This window comes from Cellulomonas sp. McL0617, from assembly GCF_049994875.1.
Classification (GTDB): domain Bacteria; phylum Actinomycetota; class Actinomycetes; order Actinomycetales; family Cellulomonadaceae; genus Cellulomonas.
Genome location: NZ_CP188256.1, coordinates 3,934,448 through 3,952,207, shown reverse-complemented (window position 1 = coordinate 3,952,207; position 17,760 = coordinate 3,934,448). Strand labels below are relative to the sequence as shown.

Sequence of the window (17,760 nt, the reverse complement as noted above, 5' to 3'; positions counted from 1 at the left end):
GTCCACTAGCGTGGCGCACGAACCGGCGCGCGTGCGCCGTCGCGCCGAATGGAGGCCACGATGACCGTCAGCTCCGCAGCTGAGATCCAGCGCGTGTGGTGGGTGCCCGTCCTGCGCGGGGTGTTCCTGTTGGTCATGGGTGGGTTCATGCTGGCCAACCCGTTGTGGTCCGTGACCGCGCTCGTCTGGATCTTCGGCATCTTCGCGATCATCGACGGCGTGGTCGCGCTCGCCGAGTGGTTCACGCAGCGCAAGGAGTCCGGCGCGGGATGGTGGCTGCTCTCCGGTCTGGTCAGTCTGGTGATCGGTCTGGTCGCGGTGATCTTCACCAACGGGACCGCCAAGTTCATCTTCTGGATGATCGCGATCTGGGTGCTGCTGGTCGGCATCCTGCAGATCATCGGGTCGATCGTCCGGTTCCGCGCCAAGGACGCCGCATGGATGTGGCTGCTCGCGTCGGGGCTGGTCTCGTTCCTGATCGGCCTGCTGCTGATCACGCACCCCCAGACGTCCGTCAAGGTCGTCGTCGTGGTCCTCGGCCTGTTCGCGTTCGTCGCGGGAGTCCTGCTCGTCGTCGGCGGCTTCGCGGCGAAAGGTCAGGCCAAGCAGAGCCAAGCAGGGCGCGTCTAGCTGAAGGTCTACGAGAAGTGCAGGGCCGTCAGCCAGGCGGCGGGGATCAGCGAGTAGCCGACGAACACGACCATGTCCATGATCGTGTGCGCGGCGACCAGCGGCATGACCCGGCGCCTGCGTGAGTAGTAGAAGGCGAACAGCACGCCCATGATCGCGTTGCCGACGAACCCGCCGAACCCCTGGTACAGGTGGTACGAGCCGCGCAGCAGGGCGCTCGCCGCGATGACCATGGGCACCTTCCAGCGGAGCTCGCCCAGCCGCTCCATGAGGTAGCCGACGACGATCACCTCCTCCAGCAGCGCGTTCTGGATCGCCGCGAAGAGGAGCACCGGGATGGTCCACCAGTTGGAGCTCAGGCCGGACGCCTGCACGTCGACGGCGAGCCCGAGCGCCCGGGCGCCTGCGTAGAGCGCCAGGCCGGGGATGCCGATGCAGGCGGCCAGCGCCACGCCGACGCCCAGGTCCCGCCACGGTCGCGTGAAGGTCAGGCCGATCCGGCGGACCGCCGAGCGTCCGTTGGCGGAGAGCAGGTACAGGGCGAGCGCGACCGGGATCAGCGCGAAGCCGATCTGCAGCAGCTGGTACGTCAGGTCCAGCCACGGACGCGGGGACTGGCTGGGGTTCAGCGTCGTCGTCTGGTCCCCGAGCGGTGGGCCGGCGGTGAGACGGTCGATGATGTTGACCACCGCGTAGATCCCCGAGCGGCCGAGCGAGAGCCCGAGGACGATCCAGATCTCCGTGGTGATGCGCCGGCGGTAGGCCTTCACGCCGATCGGCGGCGTCGTGACGAGGGCCGTGCCGAGGGCGTCAGCATCCTCGGCACGGTCCACCTCGCGGGGGACAGGAGGCGGCCCCGCGGGAGGCGTCAACGGCGCTGTCATGGTGCGAGCGTAGGGGCGGCCGCTGAGGGTTGGCTGGACGCCCGCTGAAGGGCGCTTGTTACGCGAACGTGCGCAGCCGCAGAGAGTTGCCGACGACGAGCACGGACGAGAACGCCATCGCCGCGCCGGCGATCATCGGGTTCAGCAACCCGAACGCCGCCAGCGGGATCGCCGCGACGTTGTATGCGAAGGCCCAGAACAGGTTCTGCCTGATCACCCGCAGGGTCCGGCGCGACAGCCGGATCGCGTCGCCCGCCGCGCGCAGGTCACCGCGCACGAGGGTGACGTCCGCGGCCTCGATCGCCACGTCGGTACCCGTACCCATGGCCAGGCCGAGGTCCGCGGTGGCCAGGGCGGCGGCGTCGTTGACCCCGTCGCCGACCATCGCGACGCGGGCGCCCTGCGCCTGCAGCGTGGCCACCACGGAGACCTTGTCGGCCGGGAGCACCTGCGCGTGGACGTCGGCCTCGGCGATGCCGACGGCCCGGGCAGCCGCGAGCGCCGCGCCGCGGCCGTCACCCGTGAGCAGGACGGGTCGCAGGCCCAGCGCCCGGAGCTCGGCGACGGCCTGCGCGGACGTCGGCTTCACCGGGTCCCGGAGCACCAGCACGCCGCGCGCGCTGCCGTCCCAGGCGACCATCACCGCGGTGGCGCCGTCCGCCTCCGCGGCCTCGAACTCCGGCAGCCAGTCCGTCGTCGGAACCCCCTGCTGGGACAGCCACGCCGGCTTCCCGACGAGGACGCGCCGACCCAGACCGACACCCGCGTGCGCGGTCCGGACCACGCCGGCGACGCCGAGACCGGCATCCGCGCGGAAGTCGTGCACCTGGTCGGCGCCGATGACGACGCCGTCGGCGCCGGTGTCGCCGGTCCGCCTCTCCACGGCGCTCGCGATCGCACGGCCGATCGGGTGCTCGGCCAGCTGTTCGACCGCGGCCGCGAGGCGGAGCACGTCGTCGCCGCCGAGGACCTCGACGAGCGCCATGCTGCCCTGGGTGACGGTGCCGGTCTTGTCGAGGACGACGGTGTCGACGGCGCGCGTCTGCTCGAGCACTTCCGGACCCTTGATGAGGATCCCGAGCTGGGCGCCGCGCCCGGTGCCGACCAGCAGCGCGGTCGGCGTCGCGAGACCGAGGGCGCACGGGCACGCGATGATCAGGACGGCGACCGCCGCCGTGAAGGCGGCCTGCGTCGAGGACCCGCTGAGCAGCCAGACGGCCAGCGTCGCCGCCGACAGCACCAGGACTACGGGGACGAACACGGCGGAGATGCGGTCGGCCAGCCGCTGCACGGGTGCCTTGCCGGTCTGCGCGGCGGCGACCAGGCGGCCGATCTGCGAGAGCCGGGTCTCCTCGCCCACGCGCGTGGCCCGCACCACGAGCGCACCCGACGTGTTGATCGTCGCGCCGGTCACCTCGTCGCCGGGGCCGACGTCGACGGGGACGGGCTCGCCCGTGAGCAGGCTCGCGTCCAAGGCGGACGTGCCGCGGACCACGACGCCGTCGGTGGCGACCTTCTCGCCGGGGCGGACGACGAACTCGCTGCCCGCCACGAGCTGCGCGACGGGGACGCGCCGCTCGGTGCCGTTCTCGAGGAGGGCCACGTCCTTGGCGCCGAGGTCGAGCAGTGTGCGCAGGGCGTCGCCGGCGCGACGGCGCGAGCGGTGCTCGGCATAGCGACCGGCCAGCAGGAACGTGGTGACCACGGCCGCGACCTCGAAGTAGAGCTCGGTGGTGGTGTGGTCCGCGGCCGGCCACAGCGACGGCTTCATGGTCATGCCCAGCTCGCCGGCACCTCCGAACAGGAGCGCCCAGAGCGACCAGCCGGTCGCGGCGACGATGCCGATCGAGACGAGCGTGTCCATGGTCGACGCGCCGTGGCGTGCAGCCCGCGCGGCGGCCCGGTGGAACGGCCAGGCGGCCCAGGTGGCGACCGGCAGGGCGAGGGCCGCGACGACCCACTGCCAGCCGGTGAACTGCCACGCCGGGATCATCGACAGCAGGAGCACCGGGACGCTCAGGACGGCGGCCACGCGGAGCCGCCGCCGGAGGTCCGCGCCGCGCGCGTCGGTGGGTGCGGACGTGTCGTCGTCGGGGTCCATGTCGTGCCCGGGCGCCATCGAGTGACCCGAGAGGGCGTGCTCGAACGCGTCCATCTGGTGGCCGTGGCCCGACATGCCGTGCCCGGACATGCCGTGGTCCGCCAGGTCGTGGCCGGGCACCTCGGGACCGGCCGGAGCGGTTCGCGGGCCCGCCGGCGTCGAGGTACGGGTGACCGTCGCGTCGTAGCCCGCCGAGCGGACGGCCGCCACCAGCGCGTCGGTGTCGATCGTGCTTCCGGCCTCGTCGATGCGGACGTGTGCGGACTCCAGCGGCAGGTTCACCGTGGCCTCGACGCCCGACAGGCGGTTGAGCTTCTTCTCCACCCGCGCGACGCAGGACGCGCACGTCATCCCCTCGATCGCGAGGTCGACCGTCCTCTCGCTGCTCACAGCAAGGACCGCCGAGGCGTCAGCACGTACCCCGCCTCGACGACCGCCTGGGCGACGTCGTCGTCGGCGAGCGTCGTGTCGGAGGTGACGGAGACGGTCGACGAGCCGCCGACGATCAGCTGGACCACCACGTCGTGCACGCCGGGCAGCGCCGAGAGCTCGGAGGTGACGGCGGAGACGCAGTGACCGCAGGTCATGCCGTCGACGCCGAAGGTTGTCGTGGTGCTCATGGTGGTGCTCCCTACCGGGGTGGCGGACGGGTCGTGCGGGTCTTAGGAACGGACGAGACGCGCGATGGCGTCGGAGGCCTCGCGGACCTTGGCGGCGCCCTCCTCCGGGGACTGCCGGGCGGCGTCGACGACGCAGTGCGCCAGGTGATCCTCGACCAGACCGATCGAGACGGCCTGCAGGGCCTTGGTCACGGCAGCGATCTGGGTGAGCACGTCGATGCAGTACACGTCCTCGTCGACCATCCGCGCGATGCCGCGGACCTGGCCTTCCACGCGTCGGAGGCGCTTGAGGTAGTCGTCCTTGGCGTCGGTGTAGCCGTGCACGGGGGTCTCCAGAGGGTGAAGGTTGCTCGTCCAGTGCAACCACAATACCCCTAGGGGGTATTCCTCCGGTCCGGAACCGGCACAATCATCGGCATGCGGGTCTCAGCGAAGGCGGACTATGCCGTGCGTGCGTGCGCCGAGCTGGCGGCGTCCCCGCACGGCTCCCCGGTCCGCGCCGACGACCTGGCCGCCGGGCAGCAGCTGCCGGTGCCGTTCCTCGAGCGGATCCTGGGCGACCTGCGGCGCGGCGACGTGGTGACCTCGGTCCGCGGACGCTCCGGCGGCTACCGGCTGGCCCGCCCGGCCGACGAGATCACGCTCGCCGACATCATCCGCGCCGTCGACGGCCCGCTGGTCACGGTCCGCGACGAGCGCCCCACCGCCCTCGAGTACGCCGGCTCGGCGCAGGCCCTGCTCGAGGTGTGGGTCGCACTGCGCGTGAGCGTCCGCGACGTCCTGGACCGCGTCACGCTCGCCGGCCTGGTCTCGGGCGAGCTCCCGCCCGCGGTCCACGACCTCGCCGCCCGCCACGACGCCTGGCTCAACCCGTAGCCGCTCACCGACCGCGACGCGGGGCCGAGCGAGCACGCCGCGACGAAGGCCGTTGGCCTCGTCGCGGAGCGTTACGGCTTGGTGGCCGTTGCGGCGGCGTGGGCGGCGGCCGGGAGGGCGCTGACGATGCGGTCGAGCGCGGAGTCGTCGTGGGCGGCGGAGACGAACCAGGCCTCGAACGGGGACGGCGGCGCGTAGACGCCCGCCTCCAGCAGCGAGTGGAAGAACGGCGCGTACCGCCACGACTCGGTGGCCAGCACGGCGGTGTAGTCGCGGGCACCCTGACGGGCGGCGTCGGCGCCGAAGAACGTGCTGAACAGGTTCCCGGCCCACTGGATCGTGTGGGGCAGGCCCTCGCGGACGAGCGCGGCGTTGAGCTCGGTGCGCAGCTTCACGGCGACGGCGTCGACCTGCTCGTACACGCCGCTGTCGGCCAGGCGCAGGGTGGCCAGGCCGGCGGCCGTGGCCACCGGGTTCCCGGACAGGGTGCCCGCCTGGTAGACGGGCCCGACGGGCGCCAGCTGGGCCATGACGTCGCGCCGACCACCGACCGCGGCGACGGGCAGGCCGCCGCCGATGACCTTGCCGAACGTGTAGAGGTCCGCGGACCAGCCCTCGCGCAGACCCTCGAGCCCCCACCAGCCGGAGTACCCGACGCGGAAGCCGGTGAGCACCTCGTCCTGGATGAGCAGCGCGCCGTGGGAGTGGGTCAGCCGGCGCAACGCCGCGTTGAACCCGGGCATCGGCGGGACGACACCCATGTTGGCCGGCGACGCCTCCGTGATGACGGCGGCGATCCGAGAGCCGTGCTCGGCGAACGCCGCCTCGACCACGGCCACGTCGTTGTACGGCAGGACGATCGTCTCGGCGGCGACCGCCGCGGAGACGCCGGCGGAGTCGGGCAGACCGAGGGTCGCGACGCCGGAACCGGCGGCGGCCAGCAGCGCGTCGACGTGCCCGTGGTAGTGGCCGGCGAACTTGACCACCAGGTCGCGACCTGTGAACGCGCGGGCCAGCCGCAGCGCGGTCATGGTCGCCTCGGTGCCCGTGGACACCAGACGGATCTTCTCGGCCGGAGGCACCCGGAACCGGATCTCGTCGACGAGCTCGACCTCGGTGACCGTGGGTGCACCGAACGAGAGGCCGCGACCGGCGGCCTCGCGGACCGCCTCGACCACTGCCGGGTGCGCGTGCCCGAGGAGCGCGGGCCCCCAGGAGCCGACGAGGTCGACGTACTCGTTGCCGTCGACGTCCGTGACATAGGCGCCGTGGGCGGACGCGAGGAACCGCGGGGTGCCGCCGACGTTGCCGAACGCCCGCACGGGCGAGTTCACCCCGCCGGGGATCACGGCCTGCGCGCGCTCGAAGGCGGCAGCGCTCGTCGTCAGGTCCGAGGTGGTGGCGTGGGCAGACATCAGATCTCCTCTGCCAGCCATCCGGCCAGCTCAGTCGCAGAGTACGTAAGCACGTGATCGGCACCGGCGCGGCGGATGCTGAGCACAGACTCCAGGATCGCCCGTCTGCGCTCGATCCACCCCCGTTCGGCGGCCGCCTCGATCATCGCGTACTCCCCCGACACCTGGTAGGCCGCGACCGGGACGGTGCTCGTCGCGGCCACGTCGGCGAGGATGTCGAGGTAGGCCAGCGCGGGCTTGACCATGACGACGTCGGCCCCCTCGGCGATGTCGAGGGCCACCTCGCGCACGGCTTCGCGACGGTTCGCCGGGTCCATCTGGTACGTCCGGCGGTCGCCGTCCAGCTGGGACTCGACGGCGTCGCGGAACGGTCCGTAAAACGCGGAGGTGTACTTGGCCGCGTACGCCAGCACGGCGACGTCGTCGCGACCCGCGGCGTCGAGCGCGTCCCGGACGTGGCCCACCTGGCCGTCCATCATCCCTGAGAGGCCGACCAGGTGAGCGCCCGCCGCGGCCTGCGCCAGGGCCATCTCGGCGTACCGGACGAGGGTCGCGTCGTTGTCGACCAGACCCGAGGCGGTCAGCACGCCGCAGTGCCCATGGTCGGTGAACTCGTCCAGGCACAGGTCCGCCTGCACGACGAGCGCGTCGCCCACCTCGGCGACGGTGTCCGCGATGGCGAGGTTGAGGATCCCGGACGGGTCGGTGGCCTGGGAGCCGACCGCGTCCCTGATCGTCGGGATCGCGAAGAGCATCACGCCGCCCAGACCCGCGCCGGCGGCCTCGGCGACCGCCTTGCGCAGCGAGTCGCGCGAGTGCTGGACCACGCCGGGCATCGACGCGATCGGGTGCGGCTCGGTCAGCCCCTCCTTGACGAACACCGGGAGCACGAGCTGGGAGGCGTGCAGGTGCGTCTCGGCAGTCAGTCGGCGCATGGCCGGCGTCGCTCGCAGCCGACGGGGGCGGATGCGTCGGTTCACGGGAGCTCCTCGGGGCTGGGGATCTGTTCGGGCATCGCGGTGTTCGCCGCCCTGGCCAGTGCGTCGACCAGCCCGGTCATGGTCTGCTCGGTGGCCACGCCCGCCAGCGGGAGACCCAGGCGCGCGGCCTCGGCGGCGGTGGTCGGGCCGATGCCGACCAGGAGCGTGCTCGTCGGCGGCGGCCCGAGCTGGGTGTTGAGCTCCCGGACGGTGCTCGCGGAGGTGAGCAGCGCGCCGCGGATCGTGCCGTCGACCCACGCCTCGCGGACCTCGGCGCTCGGCGCCTCGGCGGAGACCGTGCGGTAGGCGACGACGTCGTCGACCTGCCAGCCGCGGGCGCGCAGACCGTCGGCGAGCGTGGGGGCGGCCAGGTCGCCGCGGGGGAACAGGATGCGCCCGGTGCCGCCCGGGGCCGGGAACTGCGCGACGAGCGCGCGGGCGGTCGACTCGCTGAGCGGGACGAGGTCGACGCGGACGTCGGCGTCGCGCAGCGCGCGAGCGGTGCCCGGCCCGACGGCCGCGACCTTGGCGCCCTGGGCCTGCAGCCCGTGCTCGACCAGGATCGGGACGGCGGCGGCGCTGGAGACCACCAACCACTCGTACCAGCCGGCCTCGAGGGCGAGCAGGGCGTCGGCCAGCGGCGTCGGGTCCTCGGGGGGCACGGTCTCGATCAGGGGGACGACCACGGCCTCGGCCCCGGCGGCCGCGAGCGCGACGACGGCCGGGCTGCGCCCCGCGGTGGGTCGGGGGACCAGCACGCGCCAACCGGTGAGCGGCAGGGCGGTCATCGCAGGTCCGCCAGCTCGGCAGCACCGTGCGCCAGGAGCTCGTCGGCGAGCGAGGCGCCGAGGCGCCGGGCATCGTCGGGAGTGCTCGCCTCGATCGTCGACCCGAGCCTCAGGGTGGCGGAGCCGTCCGGTCGGGCGACGACGGCGTCGAGGCGCAGGCTCGTGCCGGTGAGCGCCGCCCAGGCGCCGATCGGCGCCGCGCAGCCGGCCTCCAGCCGCTCGAGGAGCGCACGCTCGGCGGTGACCGCCAGGCGGGTCGGTCGGTGGTCGAGCGCGCGCAGGGCGTCGGCCAGGGGTCCGGCCGTGTCCGACCGGACCTCGATGGCCAGCGCGCCCTGGCCCGGGGCCGGCGCCATGACGTCCGGCCCGAACGCCTCGGTCACGGCGTCCAGACGCCCCAGCCGGGCCAGGCCGGCGCGCGCCAGGATGACGGCGTCGAGGTCGTCGGTGATGCGCCTCAGCCGGGTGTCGACGTTCCCCCGGATGTCGACCACGTCCAGGTCCGGGCGCACGGCGAGCAGCTGGGCGCGCCGCCGCGGCGACCCCGTGCCGATGCGGGCGCCGGGTGCGAGGTCGGCGAGCTTGCGGCCGTCGCGCGCGCAGAGGGCGTCCGCGGGGTCCTCACGCACCGGGATGGCTCCGATGACCAGGCCCGGCGCGTCGCCGGTCGGCAGGTCCTTGAGGGAGTGCACGGCCACGTCGCAGCGGCCGTCGAGGAGCGCGTCGCGCAGCGCGGTGACGAAGACCCCGGTGCCTCCGAGGCTGGACAGCGAGCCCGTCAGGCGGTCGCCGTCGGTGCGGACGTGGACGGTCTCGAGGGTCAGGTCGCCCAGCCGCGCAAGGGCGTCGGCGACGTGACCGGTCTGGGTCACCGCCAGCGCGCTGGCGCGGGTCCCGACGATCACGTGCACAGCCATGCGGACCAGTCTCCCCCTCCGCGGAGGCGATGTCGAAGCGCCCCGTCGGCCGAGGAAACCCGTGGTGACAGATTGTCAGATCATTGCGCCGAAAATGTGACCCGCGACATTCTTGGAGCGGTTGCCGACGCGTTGTCAGAAAATGCGGCAGGAATACGTGACCAACACCACGTCGTGCTACCGCACAGAACGCGCCGCGGCGCTCGCGTCGGGCACCACGGACGCGAGCCCGTTGCCCGCGACCCAGGCGCCGCAGACGGCCACCCCGGGCAGCTCCGCGACCGCCGACCGGACCGCGGCGACGACCGCGCGGTGCGCCTCGCTCGGACGCGGGAGCGCCTGCGTCCAGCGCACGACTGCGTGCCCGCGCAGCTGGTCCGCGTCGAGCGGGACGCCGAGCAACCGGGACGCATCGCGCAGGACCTGGCCGAGGTCCGGCGCGTCGGTGCGGGATCCGGCCCGCCCGTAGGAGAGGCGCACGACGTGCGTCCCGGGGCCGGCCGCGCGGGCCAGCCACCCCCACTTGGCCGTGGCGTGCGTGAGGGCCTTGGCGACGACATCGGTGGCCTCCGGCGAGACCAACACACCGGTCCCACGCGGCGCGTGGTCGAGCGCGGGAGCCGCCAGGACGAGGGTGACGAGGACGACGTCGGCGCCCGGGTCGGGTGTGCCGGTCGCCAGGCCGAGCAGCGCGGGTGCGCGGGGTGTGGCGAGGACGAGCCGCGGCGCCGTCTCACCGGCGACCGACCAGCCGTCACCGGACGCCTCGACCGACGTCACGCCTACGCCCGTGCGGACCGACGAACCGCGGGCCCGCAGGTCGGCGACCAGCGCGTCGACGAGCGTGTGGATGCCGCCGTCCAGACCCTGCACCGCCGACCCCGCAGGCACCGACGCGCGCATCGAGCGGACGGCCCGCGCCAACGACCCGCGGTTCCGTGCCGCCGACAGCCCGGGCGCGACGGCGTCGACGGACAGGTCGTCCGGGTCGGCCGCGTGCACGCCGCCGACGATCGGCCGGACGAGGCGGTCGAGCACGCGCGCGCCCATCCGGCGGCGGACCAGCGCGCCCAGGGTGGCCGGGTCGGCCGACCGCGGCAGGACCAGGTCGAGGGAGGCGCGCAGCGCGCCCACGACGCCGATCGTCCGCCGCGCGGACCACGGGTGCGCGGGGATGCCGAGCAGCCCGGTGCGCGGCAGCGGCCCGTCCCCCGAGGCCAGGTGCACCCACGAGCCGAGGGGTTCGGGGCCCACGACGGGCAGCCCCAGCTCGTCGGCGAGCGCGGCGACGACGCCGCCCCGGGTGGCGAACGACTCCGCACCGGCGTCCAGTCGCAGACCGGCCACGGTGTGGCCGCGGACCGCTCCGCCTGGCTCGTCGCGTTCCTCCAGGACGAGGGTGCGCAGGCCGTCGACGGTCAGCGTGCGGGCGGCGACCAGGCCGGCGACACCGCCGCCGACGACGATCGCGTCCCAGCGCACCTCAGAGCCCGTGGACCAGCTCGACCACGCGGGTCAGCACGACCGGGTCGGTGTCCGGCGGGACCCCGTGGCCGAGGTTCACCACGTGCGCCGGGGCGCTCTGGCCACGGGCGACGACGTCGCGGACGTGGGCCTCGAGGACGGGCCACGGCGCGGCGAGCAGGGCCGGGTCGATGTTGCCCTGCAGGGGAGTCGCGCCGCCCAGGCGGCGGTTCGCCTCGTCGAGGTGCAGGCGATAGTCGACGCCGATGACGTCCGCACCGACGTCACGCATCGCGACGAGCAGCTCGCTGGTCCCGGTGCCGAAGTGGACCTTCTTCACGCCCAGGTCGGCGACGCTCTCGAGCGCGCGCGCCGAGGCCGGGGCCACGTGCGCCGTGTAGTCCGACAGGCCGAGCGAGCCCGCCCACGAGTCGAACAGCTGCGCGGCGCTGGCCCCGGCGAGCACCTGGGCCCGCAGGAACGCGCCCGTGACGTCGGCCGCCCAGTCAGTCAGCTCGGCCCACGTGACCGGGTCGGAGTGCATGAGCGTGCGGGCGGCCAGGTGGTCGCGCGACGGACCGCCCTCGACGAGGTAGGCGGCGAGCGTGAACGGCGCGCCGGCGAACCCGATCAGCGGGGTCTGGCCCAGGGCCTCGACCGTGAGCGCGACGCCCTCGGAGACCGGGTCCAGCGCGACGAGCGGCCCGAGGTCCCGGAGGCGGGCCACGTCGGCCGAGGTGCGCACGGGCGAGCCCATGACCGGCCCGACGCCCGGCTTGATCTCCACGTCGACACCCGCGAGCTTGAGCGGCACGACGATGTCGGAGAAGAAGATCGCGGCGTCCACACCGTGCCGCCGGACGGGCTGCAGGGTGATCTCGCTGGCCAGCGACGGCGTCAGGCACGCGTCGAGCATCGCCGTCGTGCCGCGCGCCGCCCGGTACTCCGGGAGCGAGCGGCCGGCCTGCCGCATGAACCACACGGGGAGCCGGTCGGGGCGGTCGCCGGAATATGCGCGAACCAACGAAGAATGCGTCGTTCGACCGTCGACCAGCGGGTGCGAGGAAGGAAGGTTCACAGGTGCGATTGTGCCGGACAAATGAACAGATGATTGAATCGGGCACGTGGTGCTGCTGTCCCTCGCCGCAAGTCACCACGACCTCGACCTCGATGTGCTGGAACGTCTCTCGTCGGACGTCCAGGCCGTCGCCTCCGAGCTCGTGCACTCCGCCGCGTCCGTGTCCGGTGCCGTCGTCCTGGCGACGTGCAACCGGTTCGAGCTGTACCTCGAGATCGACGACGCCGAGCACGCCCCGACCGCCCGCACCGCGGCCGCTGCGACGGTGGCCGGCCGCTCCGGCTACACCGCCGACCAGGTGGCCGCCCACTTCCGCCTGCTGACCGGCACCGACGCCGCCGAGCACCTGTTCGCCGTGGCCAGCGGGCTCGACTCGATGGTCGTCGGCGAGCGAGAGATCGCCGGTCAGGTCCGCCGGGCGCTGACCACCGCGCGACGCGACGGCACCACGACGAGCGGTCTCGAGTCGCTGTTCCAGGCGGCCTCGCGGGTCTCGCGGGACGTCGAGGCGCGCACCGGACTGGGTGCGACCGGGCGGTCCGTCGTCGGCGTCGCGCTCGACATCGCCGAGGCCCAGCTGCCCGACTGGTCGGCCGTGCGCTGCGTGCTCATCGGCACCGGCTCCTACGCCGGCGCGTCGCTGGCCCAGCTCAAGGCCCGCGGCTGCACCGACGTCCGGGTCTACTCGACCACCGGCCGGGCCCGTGCGTTCGCGAGCGCCCGCGGGGTGCACGCCCTGCCGCCGGGCGCCGACCTGGCTGCCGAGGTGTCCGACGTCGACCTCGTCGTCGCCTGCAGCGGCGCGGCCGGAGCGGTCCTCGGGGTCGACGCCCTGGCGGTGGCGAGGAGTGCGGGCGCACGGCCGCTGACCGTGGTCGACCTTGCCCTGCGACACGACGTCGACCCCGGCGTCCGCGCCCTGCCCGGCGTCCGCCTGGTCAGCCTGCACACGGTGAGCGAGCACGCCCCCGCCGAGCACGCCGCCGTCCAGGCCGCGCACGCCGTGGTCGTCGGCGCGGCCGAGGCCTACGAGGCCGAGCGGCGCGTGCGCGACTGGAACCCGGCGGTCGTGGCCGAGCGCACCCGCGTGCTGGGCGGCCTGGAGAGCGAGCTCGTGGACCTCTCCGACGAGCGCGCGGTCCGCGCCCTGCGCCGCCGCACCCGCGAGGTGCTCCACGGCCCCACGGTCCGCGCCCGCGAGGCCGCCCGGGCCGGTGACGCAACGACGTACGCGCAGGCGCTGGCCGAGCTGGCCTCCATCCCGGTCCCCACGCTCTGAACCCCCTCCTCCGAACGGGGGAGGCGGGGCAGCCCGAGGGGTTGATCCGCCGAGCGGGCGCTCTGCCTAGGCTGCGAGCATGACCAGCTCCGTCAGCGCGGCCGAGGCCCGGGTGACCCCGGTGCCCGAGGCGCTGCTGCACCCGGCGCTGCAGACGTGGTCGCGGGTGTGGCGCTACCTGCTGGCGGTCCTCGGCGGACTGGTGCCGTGGGTGGCCCAGGCGGTCCAGCAGCTGAGCTCGAAGCCGTCGGCGGCGGAGCAGCGCTCCATCGGGACATGGCTGGTGGCCGATCTGCTCGTCGGGGCCCTGGCGGTCGGTCTCCTGCCGTTGCGGCGCAAGCGACCGTTCGTGATCGCGCTCGTGATCATCTCGCTCAGCGCGGTCTCGACGGCTGCCGTCGGGGCGTCGATCCTGGCGGTCGTCTCGATGGCCACGTGGCGCCGTCGGAACTGGGTGATCGTCACGGCCCTCGTGTGGGTGGCCTCGGGCATCGCCTCGACGGTCCTCGCCGATGTCCGGGGCGTCGTGCCCCCGGGTGGCAGCTGGTACGAGCTGGTGCTCAACCAGCTGTTCAGCCTCCTGATCTTCGGGCTGGCGATCGTCACCGGCTTCTACGTCCGGGCCCGGCGCGAGCTCGTCGCGTCCCTGCACGAGCGGGTGGCGCACGCGGAGCGGGAGCAGGTGCTGACGACGGAGGCCGCGCGGGACGCGGAGCGCACGCGGATCGCCCGGGAGATGCACGACGTGCTGGCGCACCGGATCTCGCTGGTCGCGATGCACGCCGGCGCGCTCGCCTACCGCGAGGACCTCGACCGGGAGCAGACGAGAGAGACGGCGGCGACGATCCAGGCGAACGCTCAGCTGGCCCTCTCCGAGCTGCGGCAGGTGCTCGGCGTGCTGCGGGCCGGGCGGGCGTCGGACGGGGTCGAGGCGCCGCAGCCGACCCTGGCCGAGCTGCCGGCGCTGCTGGCCGACGCGCGCGAGGCGGGTTCGTCGGTCGAGCTGGACGTGCTCGGCATGCGCGAGTGCGACCTGGCGAAGATCCCGGTCACGCTGTCGCGGACGTCGTTCCGGATCGTCCAGGAGGCGCTCACCAACGCGCGCAAGCACGCGGTCGGCGCGTCGGTCGCGGTACGGCTGGCCGGTGAGCCGGGCGGGTTCCTCGAGCTCGAGGTGCGCAACCGGATGGGTGTAGCCGTCGGCGCGGTGTCGTCGGCGGGCGTGGGACTGACGGGCATGACCGAGAGGGCCGAGCTGGCCGGCGGCGCGCTGACGTACGGAGGGCAACCGGATGGGTCGTTCCTGGTGAGGGCGAGGCTGCCGTGGCCGGCGTGACCCCGACGATCCGGGTGGTGCTCGTCGACGACGACCACCTCGTCCTGGCCGGCCTGCGGATGATCCTGGGCGGCGCGCCCGACATCGACATCGTCGGGGAGGCATCGGACGGCGCGGCGGGCGTCGCTCTGGTCGAGCGCGAGGCGCCCGACGTCGTCCTCATGGACATCCGGATGCCGCGGATGGACGGCCTGCAGGCCACCCGCGCGCTGCGTTCGTCGGCCACCCGGGTCATCGTGCTCACCACGTTCGACACCGACGAGATGGTGCTCACGGCCCTGCAGAACGGCGCGTCCGGTTTCCTGCTCAAGGACACGGCGCCCGCCGAGCTGGTCGAGGCGGTCCGCCGCGTCGCCGCGGGGGACCCGATGCTCTCGCCCAGCGTCACGTCCCAGCTCATCGCCGCGGTGACCAAGCCGCAGGACGACGATCGCCGACGAGCTGCGCGCGCGGCCCTCGCGCGCCTGACCGACCGGGAGCGCGAGGTGGCGGTGGCGGTCAGCGAGGGCAGCACGAACTCGGAGATCGCCCGCGACCTGTTCATGGGCGTGGCCACGGTCAAGACGCACATCGGCAGCCTGTTCACCAAGCTGGGCGTCACCAACCGCGTCCAGGTGGCCCGCGTCGTCCACGACGCCGACGCGACGTAGAGATCCGGACAGGGAGCGTGCCGGGCCAGAACGGGGGGGAGGGTCTGGCCCGGCACGCGCCCGTCGGAGCCTCGACATCGTCGTCGGGACCCCAGATCAGGGTGTTGTCACTCAGCTGCTGCGGACCACCTGCTGCTGCGCCGCAGGCCCAGGTGCCCAGGTGTGCGGCACGACTTGGTTGGTCTGGATGTCCGTCAGCTCCGCAGCGTAGACGATCCCTTCGTATACGCCGGCCTCGACGCGGTTGAGCTGCAGACGTTCGGCGCGCTCGATGTCGTCGCCCAGATGCGAGATCCGGGCCACGACGTAGCGCTGCGCGTCCTGCCACTGGTCGACCACCCGGACGTGCAGGCCGTTCCAGCGTGCGGTGAGGTCGAGCTCGAACAGCTCGCTGACCTCGTCGCGACCCACCCGGCGGAACCAGCGGCCCGACGCCGACTGGTGGAAGCCGGTCTCGGCGAGCGGCGGGTTGGCCAGCGCGAGGACGACCGTGTGGCCGTTGTCGACGACGTCGGCCTCGAGGTAGGCACCGTGCCACTTGGCCACCGGCCCGACGCAGCGCGACAGCGAGGCGAGCGAGGGCCGCGGTGCGCCCAGCTGCGTCACGGTCCAGCCGGCGCCGACGTCTCCGTAGCGGGCCAGGAGCGTGGACGTGCCGTTGTCGTAGACGCGGACGAGCTCGGCGCCCGGGGGGATCCGCGAGTGGCGCAGCCACCAGAGCGGAAGGATGTACCCGGGGACGTCGCGGTACTGGAGCTGAGGGGAGCTCTCGAAGCGCAGGACGTCGATGGACCGGTCGTACGGGCTGAACGGAGAGCCCTCGTAGCCGAGGCCGTGGACCTCGAACAACTGAGCCGGGGTCGTCGCGAACGCGACGTCCTCAGCACGAACGACGTATCCCGCCAGTCGATCGTGACCCGCGGTGAGATGCGCGCGGGTGAGCGCTGGCGTGATCGCTTTCTGCATGAGCGTCACGATGGGCATCCTTGCCAGAGGGGGTGAGCTGGATGGATCGAGGGGACGAACCGGATGAATCAGACGGGTCGGTGCACGATTGTGCAGGCCCTACCGGGCACCTGTCCAGATGGCGACACAATTCCGGGTGACATAGCAGGTCAGAGCGCTGCTGGCGTCTCATGGGAGCGATCCCGAACGAGTGAAAACTTCTGCCAAAACACGGGCAAAAGGGGTCAGTCGGGCAGGTAGGTCCCGACGAGTGCCGCGGCGATCCCCGTGTACGAGGCCGGCGTCAGCTCCGACAGGCGTGCCGCGACGTCGTCGGGCAGCCCGAGCCCGCCGATGAACTCGCGCATGTCGTCGGCCGTCAGGCGCCGGCCGCGCGTCAGCTCCTTGAGCCGCTCGTACGGGTTCTCCATGCCGGTGACGCCCGCGACGGAGGCCGCCCGCATCGCCGACTGGACCGGCTCGCCGAGGACCTCCCAGTTCTCGTCGAGCTCGCGCGCCAGCAGGACCCGGTCGACCGACAGGGCGCGCAGCCCGCGGGACACGTTGTCGATGGCGAGCAGGGAGTGCCCGAACGCGGGCCCGATGTTGCGCTGCGTGGTGGAGTCGGTCAGGTCGCGCTGCAGCCGGCTGGTCACCAGCGTGCTGGCCAAGGTGTCCAGGAGCGCCGACGAGAGCTCGAGGTTGGCCTCGCCGTTCTCGAACCGGATCGGGTTGACCTTGTGCGGCATGGTCGAGCTCCCCGTGGCGCCGGCCACCGGGATCTGGATGAAGACGCCGCGGGAGATGTAGGTCCACACGTCCGTCGCCAGGTTGTGCAGCACCCGGTTGAACCGCGCGACGTCCGCGTACAGCTCGGCCTGCCAGTCGTGCGACTCGATCTGCGTGGTCAGCGGGTTCCAGACGAGGCCGAGGTGCTCGACGAACGTCCGGCTCACGGTCGGCCAGTCGGCGTCCGGGACCGCGACGACGTGCGCACCGAACGTGCCGGTCGCACCGTTGAGCTTGCCCAGGTACTCGTCGTTCGCGATGCGCCTCAGCTGCCTGTCGAGCCGGTGCGCGAGGACTGCGAGCTCCTTGCCGAGCGTGGTAGGCGTGGCCGGCTGCCCGTGCGTGAGGGCGAGCATCGGCTGCTCGGCCTCCTCCCGGGCGAGCGCCGCGACCTGGTCGGTGAGCGCCCGCGCGCTGGGCAGCCAGACCTGCGTCACCGCGCCACGGACCATCAGCGCGTAGGACAGGTTGTTGATGTCCTCGCTGGTGCAGGCGAAGTGCACGAGCTCACCGACGTCGTGCAACGCGGAACCGGCGGGCGCGTCGGCCAGGCGCTTCTTGAGGAAGTACTCGACCGCCTTGACGTCGTGCACGGTGACCCGCTCGATCTCGGCCAGCTCGGCGACCTCGTCGGGCCCGAAGGTCGCGACGACGGCGCGCAGGTAGTCCCGGTCAGCGTCGGTGAGCGTCGGGGCGCCCGGCACCACGCGGTTCGTCGTCAGGTGGATCAGCCACTCGACCTCGACGTGCACGCGCTCGCGGTTCAGCGCCGCCTCGCTCAGGTGGTCGACGAGCGGTGCGACCGCGGCACGGTAGCGGCCGTCCAGCGGCCCGAGGGCGATGGCGGGTGCGACGTCGGCGAGGCGGACACGGGTCATGCCCCCCATCATCCCAGGGTGGAGTTCCCTCCGTCGGCACCGTCCGCGGCCGGCGTCGCCCGCCGGTGCGCGGCGGGCGTTCGCGGGTCGGGCCCTCTCGCGACCTGCGGAGTCAGTAGCCTGTCCGGGA

17 protein-coding genes are annotated in these 17,760 nt (G+C 73.4%); 5 read left to right on the top strand and 12 right to left on the bottom strand.

Annotated elements, in window-relative coordinates:
* Positions 1-60 precede the first annotated feature (60 nt).
* A complete protein-coding gene (locus ACPPVS_RS18195; protein WP_426593646.1) occupies positions 61-630 on the top strand; it encodes an HdeD family acid-resistance protein in 570 nt (189 codons plus the stop codon).
* A gap of 8 nt (positions 631-638) precedes the next feature.
* On the opposite strand, the gene ACPPVS_RS18190 is transcribed toward ACPPVS_RS18195, so the two are convergent.
* Genes ACPPVS_RS18190 through ACPPVS_RS18175 form a run of 4 tightly spaced genes read right to left on the bottom strand, consistent with a single transcriptional unit; the run spans position 639 to position 4,559 of the window.
* Positions 639-1,514 (bottom strand): CPBP family intramembrane glutamic endopeptidase, encoded by an 876-nt coding sequence (locus tag ACPPVS_RS18190; protein WP_426593645.1) that lies wholly within the window; start codon positions 1,512-1,514, stop codon positions 639-641.
* A gap of 58 nt (positions 1,515-1,572) precedes the next feature.
* Positions 1,573-3,966, bottom strand: a complete 2,394-nt coding sequence (locus ACPPVS_RS18185) for a heavy metal translocating P-type ATPase (protein ID WP_426596026.1) — start codon at positions 3,964-3,966, stop codon at positions 1,573-1,575.
* Between the two features lie 35 nt (positions 3,967-4,001).
* Complete coding sequence (locus tag ACPPVS_RS18180) at positions 4,002-4,235, bottom strand: heavy-metal-associated domain-containing protein (protein ID WP_426593644.1); 234 nt, start codon at positions 4,233-4,235, stop codon at positions 4,002-4,004.
* Positions 4,236-4,277: 42 nt separating this feature from the next.
* Positions 4,278-4,559, bottom strand: a complete 282-nt coding sequence (locus ACPPVS_RS18175; RefSeq protein WP_028045683.1) for a metal-sensitive transcriptional regulator — start codon at positions 4,557-4,559, stop codon at positions 4,278-4,280.
* 93 nt (positions 4,560-4,652) lie between these two features.
* On the opposite strand from ACPPVS_RS18175, the gene ACPPVS_RS18170 reads away from it, so the two are divergent.
* On the top strand, positions 4,653-5,111 hold the full coding sequence (locus tag ACPPVS_RS18170) for an RrF2 family transcriptional regulator (RefSeq protein ID WP_426593643.1): 459 nt from the start codon (positions 4,653-4,655) through the stop codon (positions 5,109-5,111).
* 71 nt (positions 5,112-5,182) lie between these two features.
* On the opposite strand, the gene hemL is transcribed toward ACPPVS_RS18170, so the two are convergent.
* From hemL to hemE, 6 genes are all read right to left on the bottom strand, one after another.
* Positions 5,183-6,526: a glutamate-1-semialdehyde 2,1-aminomutase gene (gene hemL, locus ACPPVS_RS18165; protein WP_426593642.1), complete on the bottom strand. Its 1,344-nt coding sequence runs from the start codon at positions 6,524-6,526 to the stop codon at positions 5,183-5,185.
* The gene (gene hemB / locus ACPPVS_RS18160; protein ID WP_426596025.1) at positions 6,526-7,461 is read right to left on the bottom strand and encodes a porphobilinogen synthase; all 936 of its coding nucleotides are present in this window, start codon (positions 7,459-7,461) and stop codon (positions 6,526-6,528) included. Before hemB ends, hemL begins: the two co-directional genes overlap by 1 nt.
* Before the next feature lie 41 nt (positions 7,462-7,502).
* Positions 7,503-8,294 carry a uroporphyrinogen-III synthase gene (locus tag ACPPVS_RS18155; protein ID WP_426593641.1) on the bottom strand — a complete coding sequence of 264 codons (792 nt, stop codon included), beginning with the start codon at positions 8,292-8,294 and terminating at the stop codon, positions 7,503-7,505.
* Positions 8,291-9,211, bottom strand: coding sequence for a hydroxymethylbilane synthase (gene hemC, locus ACPPVS_RS18150; RefSeq protein WP_426593640.1), 921 nt, complete (start codon positions 9,209-9,211; stop codon positions 8,291-8,293). Before hemC ends, ACPPVS_RS18155 begins: the two co-directional genes overlap by 4 nt.
* 177 nt (positions 9,212-9,388) lie before the next feature.
* Entirely contained in the window at positions 9,389-10,693 is a 1,305-nt protein-coding gene (locus tag ACPPVS_RS18145; protein WP_426593639.1) for a protoporphyrinogen/coproporphyrinogen oxidase, read from the bottom strand.
* 1 nt (position 10,694) lies between these two features.
* The gene (hemE, locus tag ACPPVS_RS18140) at positions 10,695-11,753 is read right to left on the bottom strand and encodes a uroporphyrinogen decarboxylase (RefSeq protein ID WP_426593638.1); all 1,059 of its coding nucleotides are present in this window, start codon (positions 11,751-11,753) and stop codon (positions 10,695-10,697) included.
* A gap of 46 nt (positions 11,754-11,799) precedes the next feature.
* On the opposite strand from hemE, the gene ACPPVS_RS18135 reads away from it, so the two are divergent.
* From ACPPVS_RS18135 to ACPPVS_RS18125, 3 genes are all read left to right on the top strand, one after another.
* Positions 11,800-13,032 (top strand): glutamyl-tRNA reductase, encoded by a 1,233-nt coding sequence (locus ACPPVS_RS18135; protein ID WP_426593637.1) that lies wholly within the window; start codon positions 11,800-11,802, stop codon positions 13,030-13,032.
* A 79-nt stretch (positions 13,033-13,111) separates the two neighbouring features.
* Positions 13,112-14,368, top strand: coding sequence for a histidine kinase (locus tag ACPPVS_RS18130; protein ID WP_426593635.1), 1,257 nt, complete (start codon positions 13,112-13,114; stop codon positions 14,366-14,368).
* On the top strand, positions 14,365-15,018 hold the full coding sequence (locus ACPPVS_RS18125; RefSeq protein WP_426593634.1) for a response regulator: 654 nt from the start codon (positions 14,365-14,367) through the stop codon (positions 15,016-15,018). The genes ACPPVS_RS18130 and ACPPVS_RS18125 overlap by 4 nt, the downstream gene beginning before the upstream one ends.
* Before the next feature lie 111 nt (positions 15,019-15,129).
* On the opposite strand, the gene ACPPVS_RS18120 is transcribed toward ACPPVS_RS18125, so the two are convergent.
* Positions 15,130-15,984 (bottom strand): hypothetical protein, encoded by an 855-nt coding sequence (locus ACPPVS_RS18120; RefSeq protein ID WP_426596024.1) that lies wholly within the window; start codon positions 15,982-15,984, stop codon positions 15,130-15,132.
* Positions 15,985-16,208: 224 nt separating this feature from the next.
* On the bottom strand, positions 16,209-17,639 hold the full coding sequence (purB, locus tag ACPPVS_RS18115; RefSeq protein WP_426593633.1) for an adenylosuccinate lyase: 1,431 nt from the start codon (positions 17,637-17,639) through the stop codon (positions 16,209-16,211).
* Between the last annotated feature and the right edge of the window lie 121 nt (positions 17,640-17,760).